A 25,464-nucleotide genomic window follows, 5' to 3' on the forward strand; every position below is an offset into this window, starting at 1 on the left:
GCGAACGGGGCGCGCATCGGCGCCCGCGCTTCAGGGGCGGTTCAGCCGCTTCGACAGATCGGCGACGAGGATCGCCATGCGCGCGGGCTTCTCGTAGCACGCGACGTCGTAATCGCGGATCACCTCGCTGATCTCCGATTCGCTGGCCTTGCCGGTCAGCAGTTCGCCAGTCAGCACGAAGATCGGCGCGTCCGGGTTCTCCGACGCGCGCACCGCGCGAATCGCGGCCGCCGAGGTCTGCGAGCCGAACAGCCAGTCGATGATCACGCCGTCGAACACCTGCGTCTGCAACTGCTCGCTGAAGGCCGCGAGCCCATAGATCGCGACCGCCGTGAAGCCGCTGCGCTCCAGATAATCGCGCAGGTTATCGGCGCTTGCACGATCGTCGTCGACCACCGCGATGGCCGGCTTGTCGGTCTCGGCGCGGCGCGGATAGATCTCGATCTTGTGGACTTCGTACGCGCTCTGATACAGCGCGCCATCATGACGCGAGACGCGCCATTGACCGAGCCGCGAATAGGCGACGAATTCCGGGCGGCTACCCGGTTCGAGCGCCGCGCCGACCCACGCGGTGCAGGCGATTTCGGTCGCGCCGATGCAGAACACCGCCTCCTGGGCGATCGCGCCGACGACGCCCGGATCGAGCGACTGCGCGCCGAACAGCTGCGCCGCGGGTTCGTCGAATACCTCGGCGACTTTCTTGATCTGCGACAGCGTCCACGGACTATTGCCGCGCAGTTTGCGGTGCCCCTGAGAAAAACTCAGATCGAGGATGCGGCATAGCTCCGTGGTTTGCTGTCGCTTACCGATTCCATGCCTGCTCATCAACTCGCGCACGCGCTCGGCAACCGCGATGGAGTCGGGTGAGTGTGTTTCGTTGGCCATGCTGCGTGAAAATCCGCCGGGTTAAGAGGTACATCTGGAGCGCGGTCGGCAGGCGCAAGCCGACCCTGCGCATGCTATGCGCATGAATCGGTCACGCGGGGACAGCAAATGTACCGTAAAAAAATTCGCCATTTATGATTTTGTCAGACCGGCCGCCGAGTCCGCTGATGCAAGCGACGCCATGGCCGTGCCGGTGACTTTTGATGCATTGAGCATCAAAAGGCATTCTACCGGTGAAACGATGACGAAACCGTAGGGAATCCACGAATGGAGTAGTGCGCAAGGCGACGGATCCGGCCGCTTGCCGCAAAGCCCGGCAGGTCCGCCCTTGCGGAGAAGGCAGGCGAGAGGCGCAATGAAAAGTGTGTCCGGAGGTATCGGGTTTGCGCCGGCACGCGCGGTCCGCGTTCAGCTTGCCGGCATCGTGTCGAGCCGGGCCGCCGAATTTTGAAGTCCTTTGAAAATCCGCTCGGCGACCTTGCCCGGAAAGCGCTCGGGCAACTCCGCCGACACCCGCTCGATCACGCCAGGTGTCTGCTCGATCAGACGCTGGAGCAGCGGCTCGGCGTCGGCGCCGTACGAGCATTTCAACGCCATCGCGTTGAAGTGTCGCCGCTGCACGTCGCGAAACGCATCGTGCTTGCTGCGCGACCATAGACCCATCGCAAGCCGCGCCTTGTACCACGACCACTGGTTCGGGCCGTTGCCCTCGACCGGCCAGATCGACATCACGTCGTAAAGCGGCGTCAGACGGTACTGGCCACCGGCGAGCAGGCGGATGCTGAAGTTCTTCGCGTGGCCGTCCGGCGCGGCCAGCATCCAGAACAGGATCTGGCTCGCGAGCAGGGTCTCGATGTCCTGCCGCGCCTCGACCGATTGCTGCAGAATCCGCGCGAGGTCGAGCACGCCGGGGCCGCCCTCGTTTTCGTACTTGCGATGCGACGGCACGCCGTACACCTGGCAGAAATCTTCCTGCGGCAGACGCAGCAGCCAGCTGCCGCTCGAATGCATCTGCCGGTCGAAGCGTTCGACGGCGAGCACGCGCTGCTTGCCGAACCTGAGCACCTCGGTGTTCGCGACCGGCAGGCCGAACGCGCGCAGAATCCGCAGACACAGCCACTCGTTTTCGACCGACGTGCTGAGATCGGCGAGCCGGTTGCCGACCAGCCCGAGCGGCAGCTTGAAGATATGCGTGGTCGGCGTCGCGCCGTGCGGCCGTTGCCATTGGCCGTCGTGCCACAGCAGCGCGGTTTTCTCCTGCGCGCCGGCGAGCGAGATGCGGAAGTCGTCGGATTCGTCGGGCGCGCCGAGCGTCGGTTTGCCGACCGTCTGCGCGAGCAGCGCCTCGATGTCGTCGTCGGAAAGCGGCGTGCCTTCGATACGCTGGACCCCGGCCGGCGCGTCGTCTTCGGCGAGCAGCTGGACCGCGCCGACGCAGTCGCGGCCGATGGCCTGCAGCAGGTCGAACGCGTCGAGCGTTTCGGTCCGGTAGCGCTGCGCGATGCGTTTGCGGATGACGTCGCTGTCGGGCAGCAGGTTGTCGAAGTAGTTGAGCACCCGCGGCCCTTTGTGCGTCATGTTGCCGGGCGTGAACGGCAGCGACAGCGACAGCGGACGACCCGCGGGCGACGCGATCCAGGCGGCGTCGTAGGCGAACTCCATCGGGCCGCGCGCGGGCAGCCGCCAGAGCCCGACGCGCTCGCCGTTGGCCCACACCGACAATGCCTTCGAAGCGGTTTGCCGGGCCATCTCACCACTCGACGTTCGGTGCCGGCTCGGAGCTCGGCTGATTTTTGTCGCGCAACTGCAGTTGCAGGCCGTAGGCGCCGCACAGCGCGAGCAGCTGGGTGAGCGTGAGCCCGCTCGCATCGGTTTCGAGCGCGGAAATGCGGCTTTGGCTCACCCCGACGCGCGCGGCGGCCTCGGTCTGCGTGAGCCCGGCCTGGCGGCGGCTGGCCGCTAGCAACTGCGCGAGCTGGTCCGACGTGGCGATCAGATGGAGCATGGCGGATTATCTGCGAGACGAATAAATGCAATTTATGCGTGAAACGAATATTTGTCAAATAATTGCGTGACGCATAATCGACGAATATTCGTGTGACGGATAATCGGGCATTCCGGCAGGTGCCGGCCGCGCCGTCCCGGCTGCGACCAGCCGCGGTGCCGACGTCGCTCGTCATTGCGGACAATGGCTCCCACTGCGAAGATGACGCCCACATCGCCAACCCGCCCACCCATGACCACGACTTACCCGCTGCACTCGACCTTCACGCCCGCCGACCAACCGTTTCCCAGCCACGCCGACGTCGTGATCGCCGGTGCCGGCATCATGGGCTGCGCGGCCGCTTATTACCTGGCGCGGCGCGGCCTGTCGGTGGCGGTGCTCGACAAGTCGCGGATCGCCGGGCAGCAGTCATCGCGCGCGTGGGGCTTCGTGCGTCAGCAGGGTCGCGAAGCCGCGGAGGTGCCGCTGATGATGGCCAGCATTCCATTATGGAAAGAACTCGAACGTGAGCTGAATTTCGATCTCGAATGGCGCCAGGGCGGTTGCCTGTATGTCGCCACCCATGACGAAGACTGGACATCGTTTCAGCAATGGACCGAGGTCGCGCGTCAGTATGGCCTCGATACCCGCACGCTCGAGCGCAGGCAGATCGACGCCGTGGTGACCGGCATGCAGGGCCCCGCGCTCGGCGGCCTGTACACGCCAAGCGACGGTCAGGCCGAACCGCGCCGCGTCGCCGCGGCCTTCGCGGCACGGGCGGCCGAAGCCGGCGCGCTGTTTTTCGAGGGCTGCGGCGTGGTCGGCGTCGAACGCGCGGGCGGTGCGATCGCTGGTGTGGTCACCGAGCGCGGCACGATTCGTACCTCGCGTCTGATCTGCGTGGCCGGCGCGGGCAGCTGGCGGCTGCTCGGAACGCTCGGTCTCGAACTGCCGCAGCAGGCTGTGCGCGGTACCTGCATGCGCACCAATCCGCTGCCGCCGATCACGGCGTCGACCTTCTGGGGCCACGGTCTCGGCATCCGGCAGCGCGCGAACGGCGCGATCAATCTCGCCGACGACATGCAGGTCGACGTCGACATGACGCTCGGTCATTTCCGCGCGCTGAAATGGTTTTTGCCCGAACTGTGGACGCAGCGCGAGAAGTTCAGCTTCCATCTGAACGGCGCCTGTTTGCACGATCTGCGCGGACGTCTGCCGGGCGGCGTGCCCGACGCCGAACGCGTGCTCTCTCCGCGCGACCCGCATCCGCAGCCGAACGCGAGCCACGCGCCGCGCGCGCTGAAAAAGCTGCGCGCACTGTTTCCGGCGTTGCGCGACGCCCAGGTGGTCGAGGCGTGGGCGGGACTGATCGACGTGTTGCCCGACGGCATTCCGGTGATCGATGCGCCGCCGCAGGTCCCGGGCCTGACGATCGCGAACGGCTTCTGCGGTCACGGTTTCGCGATGGGGCCGATCGTCGGCAAGCTGCTGGCTGAACTCAACGATGGCGGCGAGGCGTCGCTCGATCTGTCGGCGTTCCGTTTGCAGCGTTTCTTCGACGGCACGATGAAGCGGCCGCGCAGCATGCTGTAACTCCGCGCAACCCAGCCCGATACAACCCAACCCGACCGATACCACCGATGACCGAAGCCGTTCTCCGCCACGCCGACGTCCCGTACTACACGCAATGGGGCAGCCCCGAGTGGGTGCGCGACATCGTCGAACAGCAGCGCGACCCGTGCGACGATCCGCACTGGCAGCGCAGCGGTTTCGCCGACCCCGAGCGCTATCGTTTCTGGGCGCAACGCCTGTGCGGGCTGACGTGCCTCGAGTCGGCTCTCGACTACTGGAGCATCGATCACGCGCCGCGCGCCGCACTGCTCGACGACGCGCTGCGGCACGGCGTATACCGGTTGCGCGACGATGGTGGCGTCGACGGTCTGATCTACCGGCCGTTCGCCGACTGGGCGGGCCCGGCGTTCGGCCTCGATATCGAGGTGCTGCCGCAGGCGTCACTCGAGGAGATCGCGGCGCGGCTCGACGACGATACGCTCGCGATCGTGTCGGTGAGTCCGGAGATCCGCTATCCGGAGCGGACGAACCAGCGGCGGGGCGGTCATCTGATCCTGCTGCACGGGCGGGATCGCGACGGCGTGTGGTTTCACAACCCGTCGGGCGTCGCGCCGCATCAGTCCGACGTGTACCTGCCGTTCGCGACGATGTCGCGTTTCCATGCAGGGCGGGGGATGACGCTCAGCCGCGGCACGAGCTAGCCGGCGCGCTGGGCATGAAGCGGAGTTCGCGATTCGGCGGGCAGTAGACGTCCACACGACTGGTCAATTTTTTCGCGCTCGGTTACGGTGACGTCATGCCCACTCCATCCCCCATTGGATCGTTCCGCCCATGACCCGCCCGACCACGCAGATCTTCGACGCCGCCGCCACCGCGCGGCTGATGCCTTACGCAGCGCTTGTCGACGCGTTGAGGCGCGCTAGCATCGACTACGCGCAACGACGCATCGTGAGCCCCGAGCGGCTCGTCGTGCCGCTGAACACCGGCGGCGTCATGCTGTCGATGCCCGCCACCGCGCCCGATCTCGCGATCCACAAGCTCGTCAATGTGTGCGCGAGCAACGGCGCGCGCCATCTGCCGACGATCCACGGTCAGGTCATGGCCTTCGATGCCGATACCGGCGAGACGCTGTTCATCCTCGATGGTCCGACAGTGACGGGGCGCCGGACCGCGGCGATGTCGATGCTCGGCATCGCGACGTTCGCTGCGGGCGCGCCGCGTGAATTCCTGCTGATCGGTACCGGCACGCAGGCGCTCAATCATCTGGAGGCGATCGGCGAACTGTTTGCCGACGCGCGCGTGTGGGTCAAGGGCAGCGCGCCCGCGCGCGCCGAAGCGTTCTGCGCGGCGCAGCGCGGCAAGGTGCGTGAGCTGCGGCCGCTCGCGGATGCGGGCGCGACGATTCCCGCTTCGGTCGACGTCGTGATCGCGTTGACCACGAGCAAACAGCCGGTCTACGACGAGACGGCGCGCGCCGAGCGGCTCGTGATCGGCGTCGGCGCTTTCACGTCGCAGATGGTCGAGATCGGCGCGACTACGATCGCGGGCAGCGCGCTGTTCGTCGACGATCAGGCTGGTGCAATGCACGAGGCCGGCGATTTCATCCAGGCCGGTGTCGATTGGGCGCGGGTGGGCGGGATCGCCGCGGTGCTCGAGCAGACGCAGCCCTTGCCGGCGGGGCCGGTGGTGTTCAAGAGCGTAGGCTGCGCGGCGTGGGATCTGGCCGCGTGCCGGGTCGCGCGTGACGCGCTGGCGCGCGGCTGACCGTCAGCGGCCCAACCGGCAAATATCGCGCAAAATATCCCGAAAAAACGACTGTCTGGCGCGCAAGGTTGGCAACTTGCGCTAACCTGCGGCAGATGCTGCCGTGCAAACTATCTCAAAACGTTGCACCATAGATGTTTGCCGGAAAAAGCGCCATAGCGGACGTGAGCCGTAGCCCGTCCGCCCGCCGCCGATTCCTGATCGACGCCTTCTCCCTAGACGCTGCGACCGTGCCATGACGACCCAACAAGCTCCTGCCACACCCGACCTGCCGCTCGACATGATCATCTTCGGCGGCACCGGCGACCTGTCGTTCCGCAAGCTGCTGCCCGCGCTGTACATGGCGCATCTGCACTGCAACCTGCCGCCCGATACCCGCATTCTGACGATCGGGCGCAAGCCCTGGTCGCGCGAGGAATACATCAGCGAATTCATGGAGCAGAAGGCGAAGCCCTTCATCGACGAAAAAGCGTTCGACGCGTCGGCGTGGGACAAATTCCTCGCGATTTTCGAATACGTGAGGATGGACGTCGATGCGGCCGAGGACTACCTGCGCCTGAAGGAAGCGTCGCGCGACGGCGTGAACCGCGTGTTCTATCTGGCGACGTCGCCGGATCTGTTCACCCATATCTGCGACAACCTGTCGTCGGCCGGGCTCGTCGACGGCAATTCGCGGGTGGTGCTCGAAAAGCCGCTCGGCCACGATCTCGCGTCCGCTCAGGAGATCAACAACGCGGTCGGCAAGCATTTCGAAGAAGCGCAGATCTACCGGATCGACCACTACCTCGGCAAGGAAACCGTGCAGAACCTGATGGTGCTGCGCTTCGGCAATCCGATTTTCGGGCCGCTGTGGCAGGCGCCGTACATCAAGAGCGTGCAGATCACAGTGGCCGAAACGGTCGGCGTGGGCAGCCGCGCGGGGTTCTACGACAAGACCGGCGCGCTGCGCGACATGGTGCAGAACCACCTGCTGCAACTGCTGTGCATCGTCGCGATGGAGCCGCCGGTGTCGCTCGATCCCGACGCGGTGCGCGACGAAAAGCTGAAGGTGCTGCGCTCGCTGCGGCCGATGACGCCCGAGGACATCGCGCGCGACACGGTGCGCGGCCAGTACACGGCGGGCGCGGTGGATGGCGAGGCGGTCAAGGGCTACCTCGAGGAAGACAACGTGCCGGCGGGCAGCCGCGCCGAAACCTTTGTCGCGTTGCGCGCGCGGATCAACAACTGGCGCTGGGCCAACGTGCCGTTCTTCCTGCGCACCGGCAAGCGGATGCAGAAGAAGCTGTCGGAGATCGTCATCGAATTCTCCGATCTGCCGTTCTCGATCATCCCGAGCGGTGGACGAACCTACGGCAATCGTCTGGTGATCCAGTTGCAACCCGAAGAGTCGATCCAATTGCAGGTGCTCGCGAAAGAGCCGGGCAGCGGCATGCACATGCTGCCGGTGAGCCTGAACCTCGACCTGCAGCAGGCGTTCACCGAGCGTCGCGCGGAAGCCTATGAGCGGCTTCTGATCGACGTGATCCGCGGACGTCTGACGCACTTCATGCGCCGCGACGAACTCGAAGCGGCGTGGGCGTGGGCCGAGCCGATTCTCGAAGGCTGGGCGAAGTCGGGCGAGCGGCCGCGCTCATATTCGGCGGGCACGTTCGGACCGGCGGCATCGACCGCGTTGATGACGCGGGAGAACGCCGTGTGGGCGGAGGAATCGCAGTAACGGGCTTTTACAGCGCGCTATTCGAAGCGGCTCGCGACGTTGCAGTGGCGTCGCGAGCCGCTTTTGCGTGTGCTGTCGTTGCCGCGCTGATCATTCGTCATTCATACGGCTTGCGCCTATGATGGTTTCCTTGTCCGCGTCACTGAGCGGCATTCCAAACGGGGCATCGATGGGGCGAATTCTCGTGGCATTGATCTGGGCGGCAAGCGTGGCAATCACACTCGATCTCACGGCTTGCGCCAGCAGCAGTCTCGATGCCCGGAGCGATCCGCCGAAGGTGATCATCGACAGCGACTACAACACGCTCGGCGACGACGGCCAGCTCGGGGTGATGGCCGCGCAATTGCAGGCGCAGGGCTCGCTGAAAGTGCTCGGCATTACCGTGGTGTCGGGCAATCAGTGGCTGAAGCAAGGTGTTGCCGATGCGCTGAAATCGGTCGAACGACTCGGCGTCGAACAACAGATCGGTGTCTATGCGGGCGCCAACTACGCACTGACGCACGACTTCAAAACGATCCAGCGGGAACTGAAGGAATTCCCCGGCGGCGATGGCTATGTTGGCGCATGGAGCAAGCCCGAGCCGAAATCGGCTAGCGACCTCGTCGCGCCGCCGGACGGCTTCGCGACGCACACGAAGGTGCAGAGCCAGAGCGCGATCGACTTCATCGCCGAATCGGTCAAGCGGTACCCGGGCGAGGTGACGATCCTCGCGATCGGCCCGCTGACCAACATCGCGTTGGCCACGTGCGAGCATCCCGAGATCGTGCCGCTGATCAAGCAGATCATTTACATGGGCGGCGCGATCGACGTGCGGGGCAATACCACGCCCACCGCCGAATTCAACTGGTGGTTCGATCCCGCAGCGGCGAAAGCGGTGCTGCGTCTGCCGATCAAACAGACGGTGATTCCGCTCGACGTGACGGATACCGTGAAAATGGACAAGGCACTGTACGATCGCGTCGCGCACGATCCGGCGAAGCAGACCATCATCACGCAACTGTTCAGGACGCTGAACGGCTACGGATACGACGGCAAGAACGGCTTCGAGACCAATCCAAACTACACGACGAACATCTGGGACACCCTGACGCTCGCCTATCTGATGCATCCGTCGTTCGCGACGCAGACCGTCGAGAAGTGGGTGGATGTGGATACAGGCTTCGGCGCCGACGATGGCAAGGCAAGGGGCTACACGAGTTCGCCGCCGCCGGGTTTGCAGAAGATGACGGTCGTCAAACGATTTGATAATCCGGCGTTTTTTAATTTCTATGTCGATCTGTTGACGCGGCCGGTGCCGGTGCGGCCGTTGGACTAGTCAACGCGCGAGCGCCGCGCGCCCGCACCCGCACCCGCTTCACGCGGGATGCAGGCCGCGCAGCAACTGACGCACGCGCGACAGATCCTGCTCGACGTGCCCGGCTTTCTCGAACAGCTCCGCGAGCCAATCGACGAACGCGCGCACGCGCGGCGACACGCGGCGGTTCTTCACATACGCGACCGAGACCGGCATCGGCACGGGTTTCCATTGCGGCAGCACTTCATGCAGCAAGCCCGAATCGAGGTAAGGCTGTGCGGCGATGCGCGCGGGCTGGATCATGCCGAGGCCTTGCAGTCCGCAGGTCAGGTACGCCTGTTCATCGCTGACTTGTACGAAGCCGTTGAGCTTGACCTTGCGCGCTTCGCCGCCCACTTCGAAATCGAAGTCGCATTCGCGGCCGCTATGCGGCGACACGCAGTTGACCGCGACGTGCGCGCGCAGATCGTCGAGATCGGCGGGCGTGCCGTGGCGGGCCAGGTAGGCCGGACTCGCGCAGGTGACCTGATCGAGCGTGCCGAGTTGCCGCGCGACGAGATTGGAATCGGGCAATTCACCGAGCTGGATGCTGCAGTCGATTGCTTCGGAGACCAGATCGACGGTGCGGTTGCTGACGCCGATCGCGAGGTCGAGGTTCGGGTAACGGGTGTGGAAGTCGTCTAGCGACGGCAGCACGATTGCACTCGCTACCGCGCTGGGCATTTCGATGCGGAGGCGGCCGGTCAGGTTGTCGGTCGAATTACGGAGGCTGGCTTCCATTTCGTCGATGTCGGCCAGGATTTGCGCGCAGCGTTCGTAGTAGGCGGCGCCCTCCGGCGTGATGCTCAGGCGGCGCGTCGTACGGACTAACAGCGCTGTGCCCAGCAGGGCTTCCAGGTTCTGGACGATCGTCGTCGCCGTTGCACGCGGAATGTTTAATGACTCCGCTGCGCGGGTGAAGCTGTTGGTGTCCACAATTCGGATGAATGTGCGCATTGCAGTTATTCTGTCGATCACTGGGATGCTCCAAATGGTTTTCTGTTTTTTTGCCTGCGGCGGATTTGTCTTTGTTCTTGTGGTGTTGGCCTTTCCTTGCTGACTTATCGGTCTATTAGCGTTGCCCCTGTGCGGGGCGGCACCTACTTTCTTTGCTGCTGCAAAGAAAGTAGGCAAAGAAGACAGCTCAAACCGCTAATTCTTAAGCGGGCACCGTGCTCAACGAATGGCAGTGGTGCATCTGGAATCCGTCCCCCCGCACATTCCACGGCAGTGACAAAGCCGTCATCCATCCCACTCCGCACTACGTGCGTCGCGGACGGGTATGCAAGGAAAACCAGAGTGTTTTTTTAGGTTGGTGAGGCCATCGGCTGCGCCTCGGCGACGCGCCGAAACAACCAATGGTTTGAGACCAGCGCTTCGGCGCGCGCAGCGCCGCCGGAAGAATGACGGCCTTGTCACTAACGCGGAGTGTGCGGGAACACAGATTCCAGATGCACCACTACCCGCGGTGGACAAAGGGACCCGCTTAAGAGTTAGCGGTTTAAAGCTGTCTTCTTTGCCTACTTTCTTTGCAGCAGCAAAGAAAGTAGGTGCCGCCCCGCACAGGGGCAACGCCAATAGACCGACAAGAAATCAAGGAAAGGCCAACGCCCTAAGAACACAGAAAAAGGGCGAAGGCAAAAAAACACAACAACAAAACAGAACCCCGCGCCGCAGGCGCAAAAAAACCACCCGCTGCGCGGCCAAAAAGTTGCTATTACTTCCGCATCGAATCCATATCAACCACAAACCGATACTTCACATCGCTCTTGAGCATGCGCTCATACGCTTCATTGATCTTCTGCATCGGAATCATTTCAATATCAGAAGTAATGCCATGCTCGCCACAGAAATCGAGCATCTCCTGCGTCTCGGCAATACCGCCAATCAGCGAACCAGCAAGGCGCCGCCGCTTGAAGATCAGATTGAACACCTGCGGCGACGGATGATCGTGCTCCGGAGCACCCACCAACGTCATCGTCGCGTCGCGCTTGAGCAGATTCAAAAACGGATTCAGATCATGCTGCGCAGCCACCGTATTGAGAATGAAATCGAAGCTATTCACATGCGCTTCCATCTCCTGCGGATTCTTCGAAACCACGACTTCATGCGCGCCAAGCCGCTTCGCATCCTCGATCTTCGACGGCGAAGTCGTAAACAGCACGACATGCGCGCCCATCGCCCGAGCCAGCTTCACACCCATATGGCCGAGTCCACCGAGGCCGACAATCCCGACCTTCTTGCCCGGGCCCACGCCCCACGTGCGTAGCGGCGAATACGTGGTGATGCCCGCGCACAGCAGCGGCGCGACACCCGCGGGGTCGAGATTCCGCGGCACGCGCAGCGTGAAAGCCTCATCGACGACCAGTTGCGTCGAATAGCCACCGTAAGTGACCTGTCCGTCGACGCGATCGACACCGTTATACGTGCCCACCCAACCGTTCTCGCAATACTGCTCGAGACCTTCCGCGCAGCTCGAACAGGTGCGGCACGAATCGACCAGACAGCCGACCGCGACGAGTTCACCGACCTTGTACTTCGTCACGTTCGGACCAACCGCGGTCACACGGCCTACGATCTCGTGGCCCGGCACGACCGGGTAGATCGTGTTCTTCCATTCGTTGCGCGCCTGATGCAGGTCGGAATGGCACACGCCGCAGTACAGCACTTCCATCTGCACGTCATGGGCGCGGGGTGCGCGGCGCTGGATTTCAAATGGGGCGAGCGGCGCGGTGGCGTCGGTCGCTGCATAGGCATACGTCGTGCTCATGGATGGCTCCAGCAAAGAGGGCGATGGCGCAACATGCGACGCGCCGACGATGCGCAACACTGGGTTGCGGATGCGGCGGGCCGCAGCATGAACCGGGATCGGGGCGCGAGCGTTGGGGGCCGCCGTTGGCAAGCTGTCGGCGCATGGCGGTCGATGACCGCGCACGCTGCGCGCGTCGAAAAAGGCGATCCGGCAGGGTTCCCATCTTAGGGACCCGTCGCTGCCCGGGGAATACCTGATCGTCTTGAAGGTTTGCCTAAAACTCTGGAGGGGCAGCGCGACAGGCTGTTTGATGCTAAATTTCAAGCATTATTCTCCTGGCCGTCACCCTATCGTCATGTCCACTCAAGCTGTCGGTTCCATTCCGGAAGACCCCGCGCAACGCCGCTTGCTCGAACTGTTCAACCTGCTCGCGCCGAATGCCGGCATGACGCGCTCGAGCCTCGAAGGCGTCAGCCTGCTGCGCGCGAATCGGCCGATGCCGCGCATGCCGGTCATGTACGAGCCGAGCATCGTGATCGTCTGTCAGGGGCGCAAGCGCGGCTATCTCGGCGATCAGGTGTTCCAGTACGACGCACAGCAGTACCTGGTGCTGTCGGTGCCGTTGCCGTTCGAATGCGAGACCGAGGCAAGCGAACAGGAGCCGTTTCTCGGCATGTCGGTGCGCGTCGATCTGACGATGGTCGCCGAACTGCTGATGGCGCTCAACGAAACCCAGGGCCTCGCGCAATACGAACCGGCCGGCATGTATTCGACGCCGCTCGATGCCGCACTGAGCAGCGCGGTGCAGCGTCTGCTGGAGGCGCTCGCGTCGCCGCTCGACGCGCAAATCCTGGCGCCTGGCATCGTCCGGGAAATCTGTTATCGCGTGTTGACCGGCGAGCAGGGCGGCGCGATTCGCGCGGCGCTCACGCATCAGAATCACTTTGGCCGCATCGCGAAGGCGCTGCGGCGCATTCATGCGGACTATCACGCGTCGCTCGATGTCGATACGCTCGCGGCCGAGGCCGGCATGAGCCTCGCGGTGTTTCATGCGCAATTCAAGGCGGTCACCGCGACCTCGCCGATGCAGTACGTGAAGACCACGCGTCTGCATCACGCGCGTCTGTTGATGGTGCAGGATGGCTTGAATGCGGGCGCGGCCGCCATGCGGGTCGGTTACGAAAGCGCGTCGCAGTTCAGCCGCGAGTTCAAGCGGCTGTTCGGCCTGAGTCCCGTCGACGAGGTCAAGCGCATGCGCGTCGCTCACGATGCGCCGCCGCCGCGCGCGCACAAGCCGGTGCCGCGTTATGTGACCGCGGTCTAAAGCCCGCTGAACCAGTTGTAGCCCTGATCTTCCCAGTAGCCGCCCGGGTTCGTGTTGGTCACGAAGATCGCGGCGATGTGCTTCGGGTTCTTGAAGCCGAGCTTGGTCGGCACGCGCAGCTTCAGCGGATAGCCGTATCTGGCCGGCAGCGGCGCGTTGCGGAAAGCGAGCGTCAATTGCGTTTGCGGATGCAGCGCGCTCGCCATGTCGAGGCTCGAGTAATAGCGGTCCGCGCATTTGAAACCGACGTAGCGCGCGCTCAGATCGGCACCGATCAGTTCGAGAAACGTGCGAAACGGCACGCCGCTCCATTGTCCAATCGCGCTCCATCCTTCGATGCACACGTGACGCGTGATCTGCGAGACCTGCGGCAACCTGCGCAACTGCTCGAGACTCCAGCCGCGTTTATCCGCGACGAGCCCCGATACTTGGAGCCGATAGGTCGAGCCGTCGATATCGGGCGCGTCGAACTCGGGATAGAACGCGTTGAACGGAAACGGATCGGTGATATCGCGCGCCGAATAGGTCGGCGCGAGTTTGTTGCGATTGAACAGCCACGCCTGCACGCGGTCGTTCCAGCGCGACATCGCCCATAGCACCTTGTCGACGGAATCGTTGTCCTGCAGGTTGCAGCCGGACAGCATCGCGAGCGCGCCGATCGATAGCGAGGAGCGCAGAAACAAGCGGCGTTGCAACTGCTCGATCCGCGGCCGGTGCTCGGCAAGCACGACGCGTGAGCGGCGCGCGTCTTCTGTATTGGCGTGCGTATCGTTCGCCGTGTCGGTTCGTTGCGGGGCGCTCATGCGCGAGTCCTCTGGGAGGCTTGATCGGTGCGCTGCGCGTTGCGCCGGGCGCGTCCGGTGACCATCGGCGGCAACGTGCGCGGCACCAGCAGCACCAGCAGCAGATGCACGACGACAAAGCCGACCACGCCGGCCATCGCGACGAAATGCACGCGGCGCGCAAAATCGAAGCCGCCGAACAGCGCGGTTAGCCACGACAATTGCACCGGCTTCCAGATCGATAGTCCCGATGCGACCAGCAGCACGCCGAGCAGCAGTACCAGCAGATACAACGCGCGCTGCACGGCGTTGTACTTGCCGGTTTCGTGCGGCAGTCTTAGGCGCAACGCCAGCGCCGCATCGCGCGCCAGCTCGCGGGCACGCACCGGCAGCAGCTTGCGACGCAAATGGCCGCTCGCGACGCCATGCGCGAGATACAGCAGGCCGTTCGCGCACAGCAGCCACATCGCCGCGAAGTGCCATGCGATCGAGCCGCCGAGCCATCCGCCGACCGTCGCCCACACGGGGAACCGGAACGGAAAGATCGGCGACGCGTTATAGATCGCCCAGCCGCTCATCACCATGCAGGCCATCGCGAACGCATTGATCCAGTGCGTCACGCGAACGACGAGGGGATGAACGACCAGAAACGCTTGCGAGTCGGGCATTGGCTTCAAAGACGAGAGGGATGAAGACGAACGACGCGCCGCTTTACATCGGCGGCGTCACGCCATGCTCGCCGGCCGAAATGAAATTCGCCGCCATCGCGCCGTCCGCTTCCTTGTGCGCGAACAGCACGACCTTCGTGCCGGGCGTGAGCAACGCGCGACTGCCCGGCTCCAGACTGACGATGGGCACGTCCTGCGGAATCACGATCTTCTTCTCGCCATCCTTGTACTTGATGGTAATCGTGCGGCCGTTGCTGACCACGAGCGAGCCGACCGTGCCGTTCGTCATCGTGCTGTTCGCGCCGAGATCCCACGGCCGATGACCTTCGCCCGAACCGCGCATGCTCGGCGGGAATACATGCACTTCGAGCGCCTTCAACGTGCCGTCGGGCTGCGGAATCGCGGCGGTGCCCACGTAGCTGTCCGGCTTGATGTCGCTGACGTTGGCGAGCGTGACGCCGCGAATCGGCGTGTCGGCGGCGAGCTTCACGTCGACGTCCTGACCATCGCGCGTGTGGACTTTGAGCAGATCGCCGGACAGCGACGTCACCGTGCCGCGCACGCCGGTCGGCGCGGCGGTCTGGGCCGAAGCCGCGAACGTCGTCGCGAGCAGCACGGCGGCGAGTGCGGGGACGGCGAGGGCGCGCAGCGTTCGTGCGCGGGCGATCTTCATGCGGGTCTTCATGAGGCAACTCCAGGAAGGGATGCAGCGTGGTGGACGGTGCGTTCAGACTAGCCGTCGCATCGGCTCATCAGAGTGACGGGAGGATGACAAAAACGTCATCAAGGGTCGATGGCGGCCACGTAGAATGGCCGCCGGGAGCGCTGCGGTTGTTCTCGAGCGCTGTCATCAGGCTTTTTTGCGCGTGCGAGCGCGGCCTTTACGGTCGCATCGCGCGAGAGGAGCAGCGAGCATCATGAGCATTCTGGTCATCGAAGACGATCCGAAAACCGGCGACTATCTGAAGAAGGGCCTGCGCGAGAATGGCTACGCGGTCGACCTCGCGCGCACCGGCACGGACGGCCTGCATCTGGCGCTCGAGCATGAATACGAACTGGTCGTTCTCGACGTGATGCTGCCCGGCATCGACGGTTGGGAAATCATGCGGGCGTTGCGTGCGCGGTGCGATCTGCGGGTGATTTTCCTGACCGCGCGCGATCAGGTCAGCGACCGCATTCGCGGTCTCGAACTCGGCGCCGACGATTATCTGGTCAAACCGTTTTCGTTTACCGAGCTGGTGCTGCGCGTTCGCACGCTGTTGCGCCGTGGCGTAATCCGCGAGAGCGACGTGTTCGAAGTCGCCGACCTCAAGCTCGACGTATTGCGCCGCCGGGTCACGCGCGAAGGCGTCGACATTCCGCTGACCAACAAGGAGTTCATGCTGCTGCATCTGCTGGTGCGCCGCGAGGGCGAAGCGCTGTCACGCTCGCAGATCGCGTCGGAAGTGTGGGACATGAACTTCGATAGCGACACCAACGTGGTCGACGTGGCGATCAAGCGCTTGCGCGCAAAGGTCGATCACCCGTTCGAGCGGAAGCTGATTCACACGGTGCGCAGCATCGGCTACACGTTCGGCGACGGCGCATGAAACTCTGGACCGAACGCTCGCTGATCGCGCGCACCACGTTGCTGTTCGCGCTGATCGCCTGCGCGGTGATCGGCTCGCTCGGCGCGTATTTCTATCATTCCGCCGAAGTCTCGCTGCAACGCCGCGCCGACGTCGTGCTGAGCGGCCGTGTCGAGCATTTCAGCCGCATCGTGCACGACCTTTATTCGGTTAGCGAATTAAAAAAGCGCCCGCTGCTGTTCGAGACGATGCTCGGCGCGGAAGAGGACGTGCTGATCTTCCGGCGGCCGGGCGAAGCGCCGTTCGTCGACGTGAATCCGGGCAGGCTCGCGGTGCCTGATCTACCGGTCGGCCCGGCGGGCAATCCGCCGCGTGCCGCCGACATGCGTCAGACGCGCCTGCCCGACGGCGTGCCGGTGCATTGGGCGATTGCGACCGCGACAGCGCGCGAGGATGGCGCCGAAGTCGAGGTGATCGCAGGCCATCCGATGACGCACGAAATGCGCATGCTGGCCGAGTACCGCAACCGCATCGTGCTGGCGACGCTGAGCGGCATGCTGGCCGCGACGCTGCTCGCTTACGGCGTGCTGCGCCGCGCGCTGCGACCGGTTCGCGAGATCGCCACGCGGGCCGCGCAAATCAGTCCGACGAACCTGGCGGTCCGGTTCGACGACGAAGCGGCGCCGGTGGAACTGCGTCAACTCACACACGCGTTCAACGCGATGCTCGATCGTCTCGCCGACGGCTATCAACGCCTGCAGCAGTTTTCCGCCGATCTCGCGCACGAGATTCGCACGCCGGTCGGCGCGCTGGTCGGGCAAACCCAGGTGGCGCTCGCCCAGCCGCGCGAAGCCGACGAATATCAGCAACTGCTGGAATCGAATCTCGAGGAGTTGAATCGCCTGAGCCATATCGCGGAGAACATCCTGTTTCTCGCGCATGCGGATCATGCGGCGTTGTCGATCGAGCGGCAGCCGGTCGATCTGCATGGCGAGCTCATCAGGATCGCCGACTATTTCGAAGGCCTGGCCGACGAACGCGGGATGCGTTTCGAAGTCGACGCGGCGGGCGTCGCGTCTGCCAATCCGATGCTGTGCCGCCGCGCCATCAACAATCTGGTCGTCAACGCGGTGCGTTACGGCGCGGGCGACACGATCGTGCGCCTGCGCGGCGCGCAGGACGAAGCAGGCGCGCTGGTGACGGTCGAAAACGAGGGCGAGCCAATTCCCGCCGTGCAACTCGACCGGCTGTTCGACCGCTTCTATCGCGGCGACGCGGCGCGCAGCGCGTTCACCGAATCGAACGGACTCGGGCTCGCGATCGTGAAGGCGATCATGCATCTGCATGGCGGCAGTGCGCGCGTGGTGTGTCCGCTGCCAGGCGTCGTGCGCTTCGAGCTGCGCTTTCCGGGTGCGTGACTTGCTAGAGACGTAGGTCCGGCGCAGCCTCAGCCGACGCCGCCTATACTTTTCAAAGCGCTTTGAAAGGACCGTTCGCTGCCGAACTCACCAGGAGTCGCATCATGGTCAAGCTCGCTTTGTATGTCCGTCTGGAAGCCAAGCCCGGCAAGGAAAAGGAGGTCGAGGCGTTTCTGCTCGGCGGCCTGCCGCTCGTCGAGCAGGAACCGGCCACCGCCGCATGGTTCGGTCTGAAGCTCGGTCCGTCGACGTACGCCATTTTCGACGCGTTCGACGACGAAGCCGGCCGCAACGCGCATCTGAACGGCAAGGTCGCGGCCGCGTTGATGGAGAAGGCGGGCGAGCTGTTCGCGTCGCCACCGAGCATCGTCAAGCTGGATGTGCTCGCGGCCAAGCTGCCGGGCTGAGGTTGAGCGTTGCGTTGGCGTGGTGAACGCCTGACGCCGGCGAGCGTTACTTCGCCGCCGCGTCCGCCCCCGGCTGCGCCTCGTAGTGCGCGCGCTTTTCCTCGTACATCAGCAGGTCGGCGCGCTGCACGCCCGCTTCCAGCCGATCGCCGCGCTGGCAGGTCGCCGCGCCCATCGAGAAGCTCAGCGGCGAGCCCGGATAGAACTGGTTGTTCATCTCGACGAGCTGGCGGATCGCGTCGATCATCGCCGCGCCGCCGCGCTCGTCGGTATCGGGCATCAGGATCGCGAACTCGTCGCCGCCGATGCGGGCCGCGTGGAACGGCGACTCCATCGCCTTCGCGAGCACTTCGCCGGCACGCCGCAGCAGCGCGTCGCCGGCCGCGTGACCGAGCTGATCGTTCACGCGCTTCAGGCCGTTCAGGTCGGCCATGATGATCGTCACGGGCCACGGTCCCTTGCGTTCGAGCCGGTTCAGCTCGTCGACGTAGAACGAGCGGTTGCGCAGCTTGGTCAGCACGTCGTGCTTGCCGAGGAATTCGAGGTAGGCCTCGGCCTTCTTGCGCGCGGTGATGTCGGTCAGCGCGACGAGTACGAGGTCCCAGTCCTGTTCGTGGCCTGGCAGCACCGAGAATTGCAGGTGTACGTGCACCTCGTTGCCGTCGAGTGAATAGTTGAGCACCTCGCGCTGCTGGAACAGCTTGTTGTCCCATAGCTCGATCAACTGCTCGCGGAAATGCGGACGCATGTCGTCGCGGAACACGTCGGCGAGGCGCGCGAGCAGCGTTTTCTTGTCCTTCGCGCCGAACATCCCGAGCGTGTGACGGTTGACGTCGAGCACATGGATTTCAGCCATGCAGCGTTCGACGAACTCAGGATGGACGTCGGTAAACACGCGGAAATCGTTGATGCCGGCCGCGCGCGCGCCGTCGAGCAGGCGTTTGACGGCGCTGAAATCCTCGACCCACAGCGATACCGGCGAATGCTCGAAGAGCCCGCGCGCGTATTCTTCCGCTTGCGCGACGCGGCGCCGCGCGCCTTCGAGCTCGGTGATGTCTTCGGTCGACACCAGCACGCGGTCCCAGCGTTCCTCGTGACCGGGCAGCACCGCGCCTTTCAGCAGTACGTCGAGGCGCCGTCCACCGAGCGTGTAGTTGACCGTGTGGCTCCTGAAGTTCGACTGTCCGGCCCACAGCTGGCACAGCTCTTCGAGGTGCGTTTTCAGCATGTCGTCGCGGAACACCGAGGCGAGATTGCTCGTCAGCGTGTCGAAATCGGCGGCCTCGAATTGCGTGAGCGTCTGGCGATTGACCTTGATCGCGCGGATGCGATGAGCGCATTCGACGACGCGGCGCGGGTCTTCGGCGAAATGGGCGCGCAGATCGGTCACGCCGGCGGCTCGCCACGCGTCGAACAATGCGCGCACGCCGCTGAAATCTTCGAGCCACAGCGACACGGGCGCGAGTTCGAACATCCCGGAGTCGTCGCTGATGGGCGCGGAGCCGCTCGTGAGGGTATCCAGCATGAGGTTCTCGGGGGCGGAAGTGCGGCTATTTTAGACAGCTTGGCGCCGGCCGAAAATGAAAGACGATTGGCCTGTCGTTTTTGCGCAGATGTGATGTGAAGCGCAGGCGGCGACCGAGGTCCGCTATTTCTGATCGTCGCGCGCCGCGCGCGTGCCGATGTACTCGTACTCCTCGGTATTGAGCCGCGAAATGCGCAGTTCGACCGCCCTGCGGTGATACGAGTACGCGATGCGCCGGATCTCGAGCAGCGGCGCGCCGACTTCGACGCCTAGTTGTGTGCTTTCGAGCTCATTGGCGAGCGCAACGCTCACATGCTCATCGGTCTCGACCACGTTGATGCCGAATCCGTCCTGATAGAAGTTGTACAGCGTGTTCGGCCGGTTGCGCAGCTTGCTTTCCGTCAAGCCGGGAAACAGCGCTTCGGGCACGGTGATATGTTCGATCAGCACGGTCTTGCCGTGCAGCGCGAGCCCGTTGACGAACTGCAGAACGCGCGCGCCGGTGTCGATGCCGAGCGCGGCGGCCGCCTCGCGCGAGGCACGCGCCTTCCTGAACCCGATCAGCGTGACGACCGGGTAGGCCTTGTCGCCGTCGCGCCGCACGATGCGAAAGAAGCGGAAGAAGTGCCGGTCGCGCTGATGCATCGCCACGAACGTGCCGAGCCCCTGATGACGGATCAGAATGTTCTCGGCGCACAGTTCGTCGATGGCTTTGCGCAGCGTGCCGATCGACACGCCGAAGCGTTCGGCGAGGCGCTTTTCCGAAGGAATGCATTCGCCGCCTTTCCATTCGCCGGCCGCGAGCGCCGCGAGAATCGCGCTCTTGACCTCCTTGTACCGTGTGCCTCCCACTGCGGGCGCATTGATCGCGAGCGTGCTCATGAAAACCTCTGGGATACGCGAGTCGTGCCGCTCGCCGGGGTTGAACCTGCCCTGATTCTAAACGACCAGATCATCTAATCCACCTGGATGAATCGTATGTTGTCGGTGAATCGCGACAACGGCCCGATTCTCGCTCAGTCGTCTTACACATATAGATGACCTAGTTGACATTGGATAAGTCGCCGCCTAATATCGATTCACCGCGGCGCACCTGGCTGCGCTGCCCCGGCGGCACCCTCACTGCATTCAAACTACGAATGGAGACGCTCATGAGCAATCCCACGGCAGACATCAACGACACCGCAGCGGGCGCGTCGGCGCCGCGCAGAACGATCCACATCGTGCTGCACGAGGCGAAAGACACGGTCGGCGTGGCGGTGGTCGAGGGCATCAAGGCGGGCACGCTGCTCAACGCATGGATCATGGACGACGACGAAATCGTCACCGTGCCGGCGAAGCAGGACATTCCGATCGGTCACAAGATCGCGCTGAAGGACATGGCCGTTGGCGACACGGTGTTCAAGTACGGCGTCGACATCGGCAAGGTGGTCGCGCCGATCAAGGCCGGCGAGCACGCCCACGTGCACAACATCAAGACGAAGCGCTGGTAGGCGGAGCAGCGCCGCGCTCGACGGCATGATGCTGCCGTTCGGCGGCGCGAAAGGCGCGATGCTGGCGCTCGTGGTCGAGCTGCTGGCCGCCGCACTGAGCGGCGCGAACTTCGGCTGCGAAGCGGGCTCGTTCCTGACCGAGGAGGGCGAGCGCTCGCGCATCGGCCACCTGTTCTGAGATGATGCTGATGGATGACGACGTGCGCCTGCCCGGTTATCGCCGGGAGCAGCTTGCGCAGGCGGCATACGAGGAGGGCGTCGAAATTCCGGATGCGCTGATCGCGCAACTGGAGGGCCGCGCTTAAACGAGCGTCCCAGCGCACCCGACCGATCTCACCCGACTGGACACGCCGTCGAAAAAAGCGCATAGCTGAAAGCGAAACCGAAACTATCGGTGCGCCGGATAGTTTTGCTCGCAAATCGCGATTTCCCTTGTGAGGCAAGCGCGAATACGATGGTCGATATCGTATGAGCAGCGCGTATGACGCGCGCTTCGGCCCACCAGAAGCAACGACGGAGATGGCCATGGAGCACCACGCCCGCACGCAGAACGAACGGCTCGATGTCAAGACCACCACCTGCTACATGTGCGCGTGCCGCTGCGGCATCCGCGTGCATCTGCGCGACGGCGAGGTGCGCTATATCGACGGCAATCCGGAGCATCCGCTCAATCAGGGCGTCATCTGCGCGAAGGGTGCCTCCGGCATCATGAAGCAGTACTCGCCCGCGCGCCTTACGCAGCCTTTGATGCGCAAGGCCGGCGCGCAGCGCGGCAGCGCGCAGTTCGAGCCGGTCTCGTGGGACACCGCGTTCGATGTGCTCGAAAAGCGTCTCACCGCGATTCGCTCGAGCGATCCGAAGAAGTTCGCGCTGTTCACGGGCCGCGACCAGATGCAGGCATTGACCGGCCTGTTCGCCAAACAGTTCGGTACGCCGAACTATGCGGCGCACGGCGGCTTTTGCTCGTCGAACATGGCGGCCGGCATGATCTATACGATCGGCGGTTCGTTCTGGGAATTCGGCGGACCGGATCTCGACAGCGCGAAGCTGTTCTTCATGATCGGCACCGCGGAAGATCATCATTCGAATCCGCTGAAGATCGCGATTGCGAAGTTCAAGCGCGCGGGTGGCCGCTTCATCGCGATCAATCCGATCCGCACCGGCTATGCGGCGATCGCGGACGAATGGGTGCCGATCAAGCCCGGCACCGACGGCGCGCTGTTCATGGCGTTCCTGCACGAACTGATCGCCGCCGACGCGTGGGATCACGAGTTCGTGCAGCGCTACACGAACGCGGCGGAGCTGATCGATCTCGACGAAGCGAGCGAAAACTTCGGATTGTTCGTGCGCGATCCCGAACGGGCCGAAGGCAATCCGCTGTTTCCGCAGAATCATCTGTGGTGGGACCCGGCCACCCAGCGCGCGGTGCCGCATCATGCGAGCGGCGTGAGGCCCGCGCTCGACGGCCGTTACACGCTCGACAACGGCAAGCCGGTAACGCCGTCGTTTGCATTGCTGCGCGAGCGCGTCGCCGAGTGCACGCCCGAATGGGCGGCGGCGATCACCGGCATCGCGGCCGAGACAATCCGGCGGCTCGCCGGCGAGATGATCGAGACGGGCCGCCGGCAACGCATCACGCTGCCGATCCGCTGGACCGACGCGTGGGGCGAAACGCACGAGACGGTCACTGGCAACCCGGTCGCTTTTCATGCGATGCGCGGGCTCGCCGCGCATTCGAACGGCTTTCAGTCGATCCGCGCGCTCGCCGTGCTGATGTCGCTGCTCGGCACGATCGACCGGCCCGGCGGCTTTCGTCACAAGTCGCCGTTCCCGCGCGCGGTGCCGCCATCAGCGAAACCACCGAACGACCCCGCCGCGGTGAAGCCCAATACACCGCTTGCGACGGGTCCGCTAGGCTGGCCCGCCGCACCCGAGGATCTGTTCATCGACGAACACGGCGGTCCGGTGCGCATCGACCGGGCGTTCTCGTGGGAATATCCGCTCGCGGTGCACGGCGTCATGCACAGCGTGATCACCAACGCGTGGCGCGGCGATCCGTATCCCATCGACACGCTGATGATTTTCATGGCCAACATGGCGTGGAATTCGTCGATGAACACGATGAAAGTGCGCGAGATGCTCGCCGACAAACACGCCAACGGCGACTACAAGATTCCGTTTCTCGTCGTGTGCGACGCGTTCCAGTCGGAGATGACTGCATTCGCCGATCTGATCCTGCCGGACACGACTTACCTCGAACGTTACGACGCGATGTCGATGCTCGACCGGCCGATCTCCGAGTTCGACGGCCCCGTCGATTCGGTGCGTGTACCGGTCGTGCCGCCGACCGGCGAATGCAAGCCGTTCCAGGAAGTGCTGATCGAACTGGCGTCGCGCCTGAGGTTTCCGGCGTTCACCAATGCGGATGGCGGCCGGCGCTTTCGCGACTATCCGGACTTCATCGTCAATCACACGACGTCGCCCGGTTCCGGCGTCGGCTTTCTGATCGGCTGGCGCGGCAAAGATGGCGACAAGGCGCTCGTCGGCGAGCCGAATCCGAATCAATGGGAGCAATACGCGAAGAACAACTGCGTATTCCATTACCGCTTGCCCGAGACCTTGCAGTACATGCGCAACTGCAACGGACCGTATCTCGACTGGGCGGTCAAAAACGGTTTCCGCAAATTCAGCGAACCGATTCTGATCCAGCTTTACTCGGACGTGATGCAGAAGTTCAGGCTCGCCGCGCAAGGACGCACGAGCGGCCGGCAGCCGCCCGACCATCTGCGCGCGCGCGTCGACAGGTACTTCGATCCGCTGCCGTTCTGGTACGCACCGCTCGAAAGCGCGGCGACGGATCTCGCGCGATTCCCGCTCGCCGCGGTCACCCAGCGGCCGATGGCGATGTATCACTCGTGGGATTCGCAGAACGCGTGGCTGCGGCAGATTCATGGGGAAAATTACCTTTATGTGAATCCGAAAACGGCGAGCGCAAACGGCATCGCCGACGGCAGCTGGATCTACGTCGAATCGCAATGGGGCCGCGTGCGCTGTATGGCGCGCTACAGCGAGACCGTCGAACCGGGCACCGTATGGACGTGGAACGCGATCGGCAAAGCGGCGGGCGCATGGAATCTCGGTCCCGACGCGAACGAATCGCAGCGCGGCTTCCTGCTCAATCACCTGATCACCGACGAGCTGCCGGGCTGCGACGAGGCACCCGCGCGCATGTCGAACTCCGATCCGGTGACCGGCCAGGCCGCCTGGTACGACGTGCGCGTGCGCATCTATCCGGCCGAAGCCGACGCGCGGCACACGCTGCCGCAGTTCGAGGCGATGCCCGAATTACCCGGCGCGGTTGCACAGAAGAGTGTGGTGTCGCGCATCGTCCAGACCTATTTCGCGGGACGCGGAGAATTCGCGGCTCGCCTGCGCGGGACGTTGCGCCGCGCCGAAACTAACGGCGACGACCGCTAAAGCCACGGCAAGGAGCTTGCAATGACCCAGATGGCGCTGGTGATCGATCTGAACGTATGCGTGGGATGCCAGGCGTGCGTGACGAGCTGCAAGGAGTGGAACACGTCAGGCGAATCGGGCAGCCTCGCCGATTTCAATCCTTACGACGCGGACCCGTCCGGCACGTTCTTCAACCGCGTGCAGAGTTTCGAAGCGGGCAGTTTCCCCGACACGGAGATGATCCATTTCCCGAAGTCGTGCCTGCATTGCGAGGACCCGCCGTGCGTGCCGGTGTGTCCCACGGGCGCGAGCTACAAGCGCAAGGAAGACGGTCTCGTGCTGGTCGATTTCGATCGCTGCATCGGCTGCAAGTATTGCGCCTGGGCGTGCCCGTACGGCGCACGCGAACTCGACGAAGCGCGCAAGGAGATGACCAAGTGCACGCTGTGCGTCGATCGCATTCATGACGAGCATCTGTCCGAGCGCGATCGCAAGCCGGCCTGCGTGCTCGCATGTCCGACATCCGCGCGGCTGTTCGGCGATATCCACGATCCGGAGTCGGTGGTGTCGCAAGCGATCCGCGAGCGCGGCGGCTATCAGTTGATGCCGGAGTGGGGCACGCGTCCCGCGAATCACTATTTGCCGCGCGTGCCGATCGCGTCCGCGAGTTGCGGCGGCGACGGGTGCTCGTGCAAATCGTCAGGAACGACCACCGGCGATGCCACGCACACGCCGGGCTCGCCCGACTCGCAGCTCGAGGGGCAGCTCGCGCATGGCGAAGTGCATCTCGCGTCGATCGCGAAGCGCATTTGAACG

At 64.2% G+C, this 25,464-nt stretch carries 23 protein-coding genes; 13 read left to right on the top strand and 10 right to left on the bottom strand.

Going from position 1 to position 25,464, the window contains the following annotated elements; genetic code table 11:
• Window positions 1-30: 30 nt before the first annotated feature.
• From OKW29_RS11210 to OKW29_RS11220, 3 genes are all read right to left on the bottom strand, one after another.
• The gene (locus OKW29_RS11210) at window positions 31-885 is read right to left on the bottom strand and encodes a helix-turn-helix domain-containing protein (RefSeq protein ID WP_090806040.1); all 855 of its coding nucleotides are present in this window, start codon (window positions 883-885) and stop codon (window positions 31-33) included.
• Between the two features lie 408 nt (window positions 886-1,293).
• Window positions 1,294-2,634 carry a type II toxin-antitoxin system HipA family toxin gene (locus OKW29_RS11215; protein ID WP_429291089.1) on the bottom strand — a complete coding sequence of 447 codons (1,341 nt, stop codon included), beginning with the start codon at window positions 2,632-2,634 and terminating at the stop codon, window positions 1,294-1,296.
• Between the two features lies 1 nt (window position 2,635).
• Entirely contained in the window at window positions 2,636-2,890 is a 255-nt protein-coding gene (locus tag OKW29_RS11220) for a helix-turn-helix domain-containing protein (protein ID WP_090806037.1), read from the bottom strand.
• 231 nt (window positions 2,891-3,121) lie between these two features.
• On the opposite strand from OKW29_RS11220, the gene OKW29_RS11225 reads away from it, so the two are divergent.
• From OKW29_RS11225 to OKW29_RS11245, 5 genes are all read left to right on the top strand, one after another.
• Window positions 3,122-4,462 (top strand): NAD(P)/FAD-dependent oxidoreductase, encoded by a 1,341-nt coding sequence (locus OKW29_RS11225; RefSeq protein WP_429291090.1) that lies wholly within the window; start codon window positions 3,122-3,124, stop codon window positions 4,460-4,462.
• A gap of 47 nt (window positions 4,463-4,509) precedes the next feature.
• Window positions 4,510-5,142, top strand: a complete 633-nt coding sequence (locus OKW29_RS11230; protein WP_429291091.1) for a C39 family peptidase — start codon at window positions 4,510-4,512, stop codon at window positions 5,140-5,142.
• Window positions 5,143-5,272: 130 nt separating this feature from the next.
• Window positions 5,273-6,205 carry a bifunctional Delta(1)-pyrroline-2-carboxylate/Delta(1)-piperideine-2-carboxylate reductase gene (lhpI, locus tag OKW29_RS11235; protein WP_429291092.1) on the top strand — a complete coding sequence of 311 codons (933 nt, stop codon included), beginning with the start codon at window positions 5,273-5,275 and terminating at the stop codon, window positions 6,203-6,205.
• A 235-nt stretch (window positions 6,206-6,440) separates the two neighbouring features.
• On the top strand, window positions 6,441-7,922 hold the full coding sequence (gene zwf, locus OKW29_RS11240; RefSeq protein WP_090806032.1) for a glucose-6-phosphate dehydrogenase: 1,482 nt from the start codon (window positions 6,441-6,443) through the stop codon (window positions 7,920-7,922).
• A 169-nt stretch (window positions 7,923-8,091) separates the two neighbouring features.
• Complete coding sequence (locus tag OKW29_RS11245) at window positions 8,092-9,237, top strand: nucleoside hydrolase (RefSeq protein WP_429291093.1); 1,146 nt, start codon at window positions 8,092-8,094, stop codon at window positions 9,235-9,237.
• A 39-nt stretch (window positions 9,238-9,276) separates the two neighbouring features.
• Here OKW29_RS11245 and OKW29_RS11250 read toward each other — a convergent pair whose 3' ends face one another.
• Window positions 9,277-10,233, bottom strand: a complete 957-nt coding sequence (locus OKW29_RS11250; RefSeq protein WP_184034115.1) for a LysR family transcriptional regulator — start codon at window positions 10,231-10,233, stop codon at window positions 9,277-9,279.
• 739 nt (window positions 10,234-10,972) lie between these two features.
• Entirely contained in the window at window positions 10,973-12,025 is a 1,053-nt protein-coding gene (locus tag OKW29_RS11255) for an NAD(P)-dependent alcohol dehydrogenase (protein WP_429291094.1), read from the bottom strand.
• Window positions 12,026-12,362: 337 nt separating this feature from the next.
• Here OKW29_RS11255 and OKW29_RS11260 point away from each other — a divergent pair, with 337 nt between their 5' ends.
• Entirely contained in the window at window positions 12,363-13,331 is a 969-nt protein-coding gene (locus OKW29_RS11260) for an AraC family transcriptional regulator (RefSeq protein WP_429291095.1), read from the top strand.
• On the opposite strand, the gene OKW29_RS11265 is transcribed toward OKW29_RS11260, so the two are convergent.
• The 3 genes from OKW29_RS11265 to OKW29_RS11275 are packed head-to-tail and all read right to left on the bottom strand — an operon-like array spanning window position 13,328 to window position 15,466.
• Window positions 13,328-14,134, bottom strand: a complete 807-nt coding sequence (locus OKW29_RS11265; RefSeq protein WP_429291096.1) for a molybdopterin-dependent oxidoreductase — start codon at window positions 14,132-14,134, stop codon at window positions 13,328-13,330. The genes OKW29_RS11260 and OKW29_RS11265 overlap by 4 nt on opposite strands.
• Window positions 14,131-14,781, bottom strand: coding sequence for a cytochrome b/b6 domain-containing protein (locus OKW29_RS11270; RefSeq protein ID WP_187629199.1), 651 nt, complete (start codon window positions 14,779-14,781; stop codon window positions 14,131-14,133). Before OKW29_RS11270 ends, OKW29_RS11265 begins: the two co-directional genes overlap by 4 nt.
• Before the next feature lie 43 nt (window positions 14,782-14,824).
• Complete coding sequence (locus OKW29_RS11275; RefSeq protein WP_184034106.1) at window positions 14,825-15,466, bottom strand: hypothetical protein; 642 nt, start codon at window positions 15,464-15,466, stop codon at window positions 14,825-14,827.
• A 232-nt stretch (window positions 15,467-15,698) separates the two neighbouring features.
• Between OKW29_RS11275 and OKW29_RS11280 the strand changes: the two genes are divergently transcribed.
• The 3 genes from OKW29_RS11280 to OKW29_RS11290 all read left to right on the top strand — a co-directional run bounded on the left by OKW29_RS11280 (window position 15,699) and on the right by OKW29_RS11290 (window position 18,174).
• The gene (locus tag OKW29_RS11280) at window positions 15,699-16,370 is read left to right on the top strand and encodes a heavy metal response regulator transcription factor (RefSeq protein ID WP_429291097.1); all 672 of its coding nucleotides are present in this window, start codon (window positions 15,699-15,701) and stop codon (window positions 16,368-16,370) included.
• Window positions 16,367-17,767 (top strand): heavy metal sensor histidine kinase, encoded by a 1,401-nt coding sequence (locus OKW29_RS11285; RefSeq protein WP_429291098.1) that lies wholly within the window; start codon window positions 16,367-16,369, stop codon window positions 17,765-17,767. Before OKW29_RS11280 ends, OKW29_RS11285 begins: the two co-directional genes overlap by 4 nt.
• Window positions 17,768-17,871: 104 nt before the next feature.
• A complete protein-coding gene (locus OKW29_RS11290; protein ID WP_013091562.1) occupies window positions 17,872-18,174 on the top strand; it encodes a putative quinol monooxygenase in 303 nt (100 codons plus the stop codon).
• Window positions 18,175-18,220: 46 nt separating this feature from the next.
• On the opposite strand, the gene OKW29_RS11295 is transcribed toward OKW29_RS11290, so the two are convergent.
• Window positions 18,221-19,699 carry a diguanylate cyclase domain-containing protein gene (locus OKW29_RS11295; RefSeq protein WP_429291099.1) on the bottom strand — a complete coding sequence of 493 codons (1,479 nt, stop codon included), beginning with the start codon at window positions 19,697-19,699 and terminating at the stop codon, window positions 18,221-18,223.
• A 123-nt stretch (window positions 19,700-19,822) separates the two neighbouring features.
• Window positions 19,823-20,581: a GntR family transcriptional regulator gene (locus OKW29_RS11300; RefSeq protein ID WP_018420864.1), complete on the bottom strand. Its 759-nt coding sequence runs from the start codon at window positions 20,579-20,581 to the stop codon at window positions 19,823-19,825.
• 269 nt (window positions 20,582-20,850) lie between these two features.
• Between OKW29_RS11300 and OKW29_RS11305 the strand changes: the two genes are divergently transcribed.
• The 4 genes from OKW29_RS11305 (at window position 20,851) to OKW29_RS11320 (ending at window position 25,461) form a co-directional block, all read left to right on the top strand.
• Window positions 20,851-21,192: a UxaA family hydrolase gene (locus OKW29_RS11305; RefSeq protein WP_187610244.1), complete on the top strand. Its 342-nt coding sequence runs from the start codon at window positions 20,851-20,853 to the stop codon at window positions 21,190-21,192.
• Window positions 21,193-21,217: 25 nt separating this feature from the next.
• Entirely contained in the window at window positions 21,218-21,370 is a 153-nt protein-coding gene (locus tag OKW29_RS11310) for an Ldh family oxidoreductase (protein WP_262421502.1), read from the top strand.
• 347 nt (window positions 21,371-21,717) lie between these two features.
• Window positions 21,718-24,669 carry a molybdopterin-dependent oxidoreductase gene (locus tag OKW29_RS11315; protein ID WP_429291100.1) on the top strand — a complete coding sequence of 984 codons (2,952 nt, stop codon included), beginning with the start codon at window positions 21,718-21,720 and terminating at the stop codon, window positions 24,667-24,669.
• A 21-nt stretch (window positions 24,670-24,690) separates the two neighbouring features.
• Window positions 24,691-25,461, top strand: a complete 771-nt coding sequence (locus tag OKW29_RS11320) for a 4Fe-4S dicluster domain-containing protein (RefSeq protein WP_429291101.1) — start codon at window positions 24,691-24,693, stop codon at window positions 25,459-25,461.
• Window positions 25,462-25,464: the final 3 nt, after the last annotated feature.

The organism is Paraburkholderia sp. CI3, assembly GCF_050436505.1.
Taxonomy (GTDB): Bacteria; Pseudomonadota; Gammaproteobacteria; order Burkholderiales; family Burkholderiaceae; genus Paraburkholderia; species Paraburkholderia tuberum.

What these genes read in the sequence shown, in the direction of transcription:
- OKW29_RS11305 (WP_187610244.1), top strand. Translation starts at nt 20,851, where the DNA reads ATGAGCAATCCCACGGCAGACATCAACGACACCGCAGCGGGCGCGTCG.
- OKW29_RS11220 (WP_090806037.1), bottom strand. Translation starts at nt 2,890, where the DNA reads ATGCTCCATCTGATCGCCACGTCGGACCAGCTCGCGCAGTTGCTAGCG.
- OKW29_RS11315 (WP_429291100.1), top strand. Translation starts at nt 21,718, where the DNA reads ATGGAGCACCACGCCCGCACGCAGAACGAACGGCTCGATGTCAAGACC.
- OKW29_RS11310 (WP_262421502.1), top strand. Translation starts at nt 21,218, where the DNA reads ATGATGCTGCCGTTCGGCGGCGCGAAAGGCGCGATGCTGGCGCTCGTG.
- OKW29_RS11225 (WP_429291090.1), top strand. Translation starts at nt 3,122, where the DNA reads ATGACCACGACTTACCCGCTGCACTCGACCTTCACGCCCGCCGACCAA.
- OKW29_RS11230 (WP_429291091.1), top strand. Translation starts at nt 4,510, where the DNA reads ATGACCGAAGCCGTTCTCCGCCACGCCGACGTCCCGTACTACACGCAA.
- OKW29_RS11285 (WP_429291098.1), top strand. Translation starts at nt 16,367, where the DNA reads ATGAAACTCTGGACCGAACGCTCGCTGATCGCGCGCACCACGTTGCTG.
- OKW29_RS11210 (WP_090806040.1), bottom strand. Translation starts at nt 885, where the DNA reads ATGGCCAACGAAACACACTCACCCGACTCCATCGCGGTTGCCGAGCGC.
- OKW29_RS11295 (WP_429291099.1), bottom strand. Translation starts at nt 19,699, where the DNA reads ATGCTGGATACCCTCACGAGCGGCTCCGCGCCCATCAGCGACGACTCC.
- OKW29_RS11255 (WP_429291094.1), bottom strand. Translation starts at nt 12,025, where the DNA reads ATGAGCACGACGTATGCCTATGCAGCGACCGACGCCACCGCGCCGCTC.
- lhpI (WP_429291092.1), top strand. Translation starts at nt 5,273, where the DNA reads ATGACCCGCCCGACCACGCAGATCTTCGACGCCGCCGCCACCGCGCGG.
- zwf (WP_090806032.1), top strand. Translation starts at nt 6,441, where the DNA reads ATGACGACCCAACAAGCTCCTGCCACACCCGACCTGCCGCTCGACATG.
- OKW29_RS11245 (WP_429291093.1), top strand. Translation starts at nt 8,092, where the DNA reads ATGGGGCGAATTCTCGTGGCATTGATCTGGGCGGCAAGCGTGGCAATC.
- OKW29_RS11280 (WP_429291097.1), top strand. Translation starts at nt 15,699, where the DNA reads ATGAGCATTCTGGTCATCGAAGACGATCCGAAAACCGGCGACTATCTG.
- OKW29_RS11265 (WP_429291096.1), bottom strand. Translation starts at nt 14,134, where the DNA reads ATGAGCGCCCCGCAACGAACCGACACGGCGAACGATACGCACGCCAAT.
- OKW29_RS11290 (WP_013091562.1), top strand. Translation starts at nt 17,872, where the DNA reads ATGGTCAAGCTCGCTTTGTATGTCCGTCTGGAAGCCAAGCCCGGCAAG.
- OKW29_RS11270 (WP_187629199.1), bottom strand. Translation starts at nt 14,781, where the DNA reads ATGCCCGACTCGCAAGCGTTTCTGGTCGTTCATCCCCTCGTCGTTCGC.
- OKW29_RS11300 (WP_018420864.1), bottom strand. Translation starts at nt 20,581, where the DNA reads ATGAGCACGCTCGCGATCAATGCGCCCGCAGTGGGAGGCACACGGTAC.
- OKW29_RS11215 (WP_429291089.1), bottom strand. Translation starts at nt 2,634, where the DNA reads ATGGCCCGGCAAACCGCTTCGAAGGCATTGTCGGTGTGGGCCAACGGC.
- OKW29_RS11260 (WP_429291095.1), top strand. Translation starts at nt 12,363, where the DNA reads ATGTCCACTCAAGCTGTCGGTTCCATTCCGGAAGACCCCGCGCAACGC.
- OKW29_RS11320 (WP_429291101.1), top strand. Translation starts at nt 24,691, where the DNA reads ATGACCCAGATGGCGCTGGTGATCGATCTGAACGTATGCGTGGGATGC.
- OKW29_RS11275 (WP_184034106.1), bottom strand. Translation starts at nt 15,466, where the DNA reads ATGAAGACCCGCATGAAGATCGCCCGCGCACGAACGCTGCGCGCCCTC.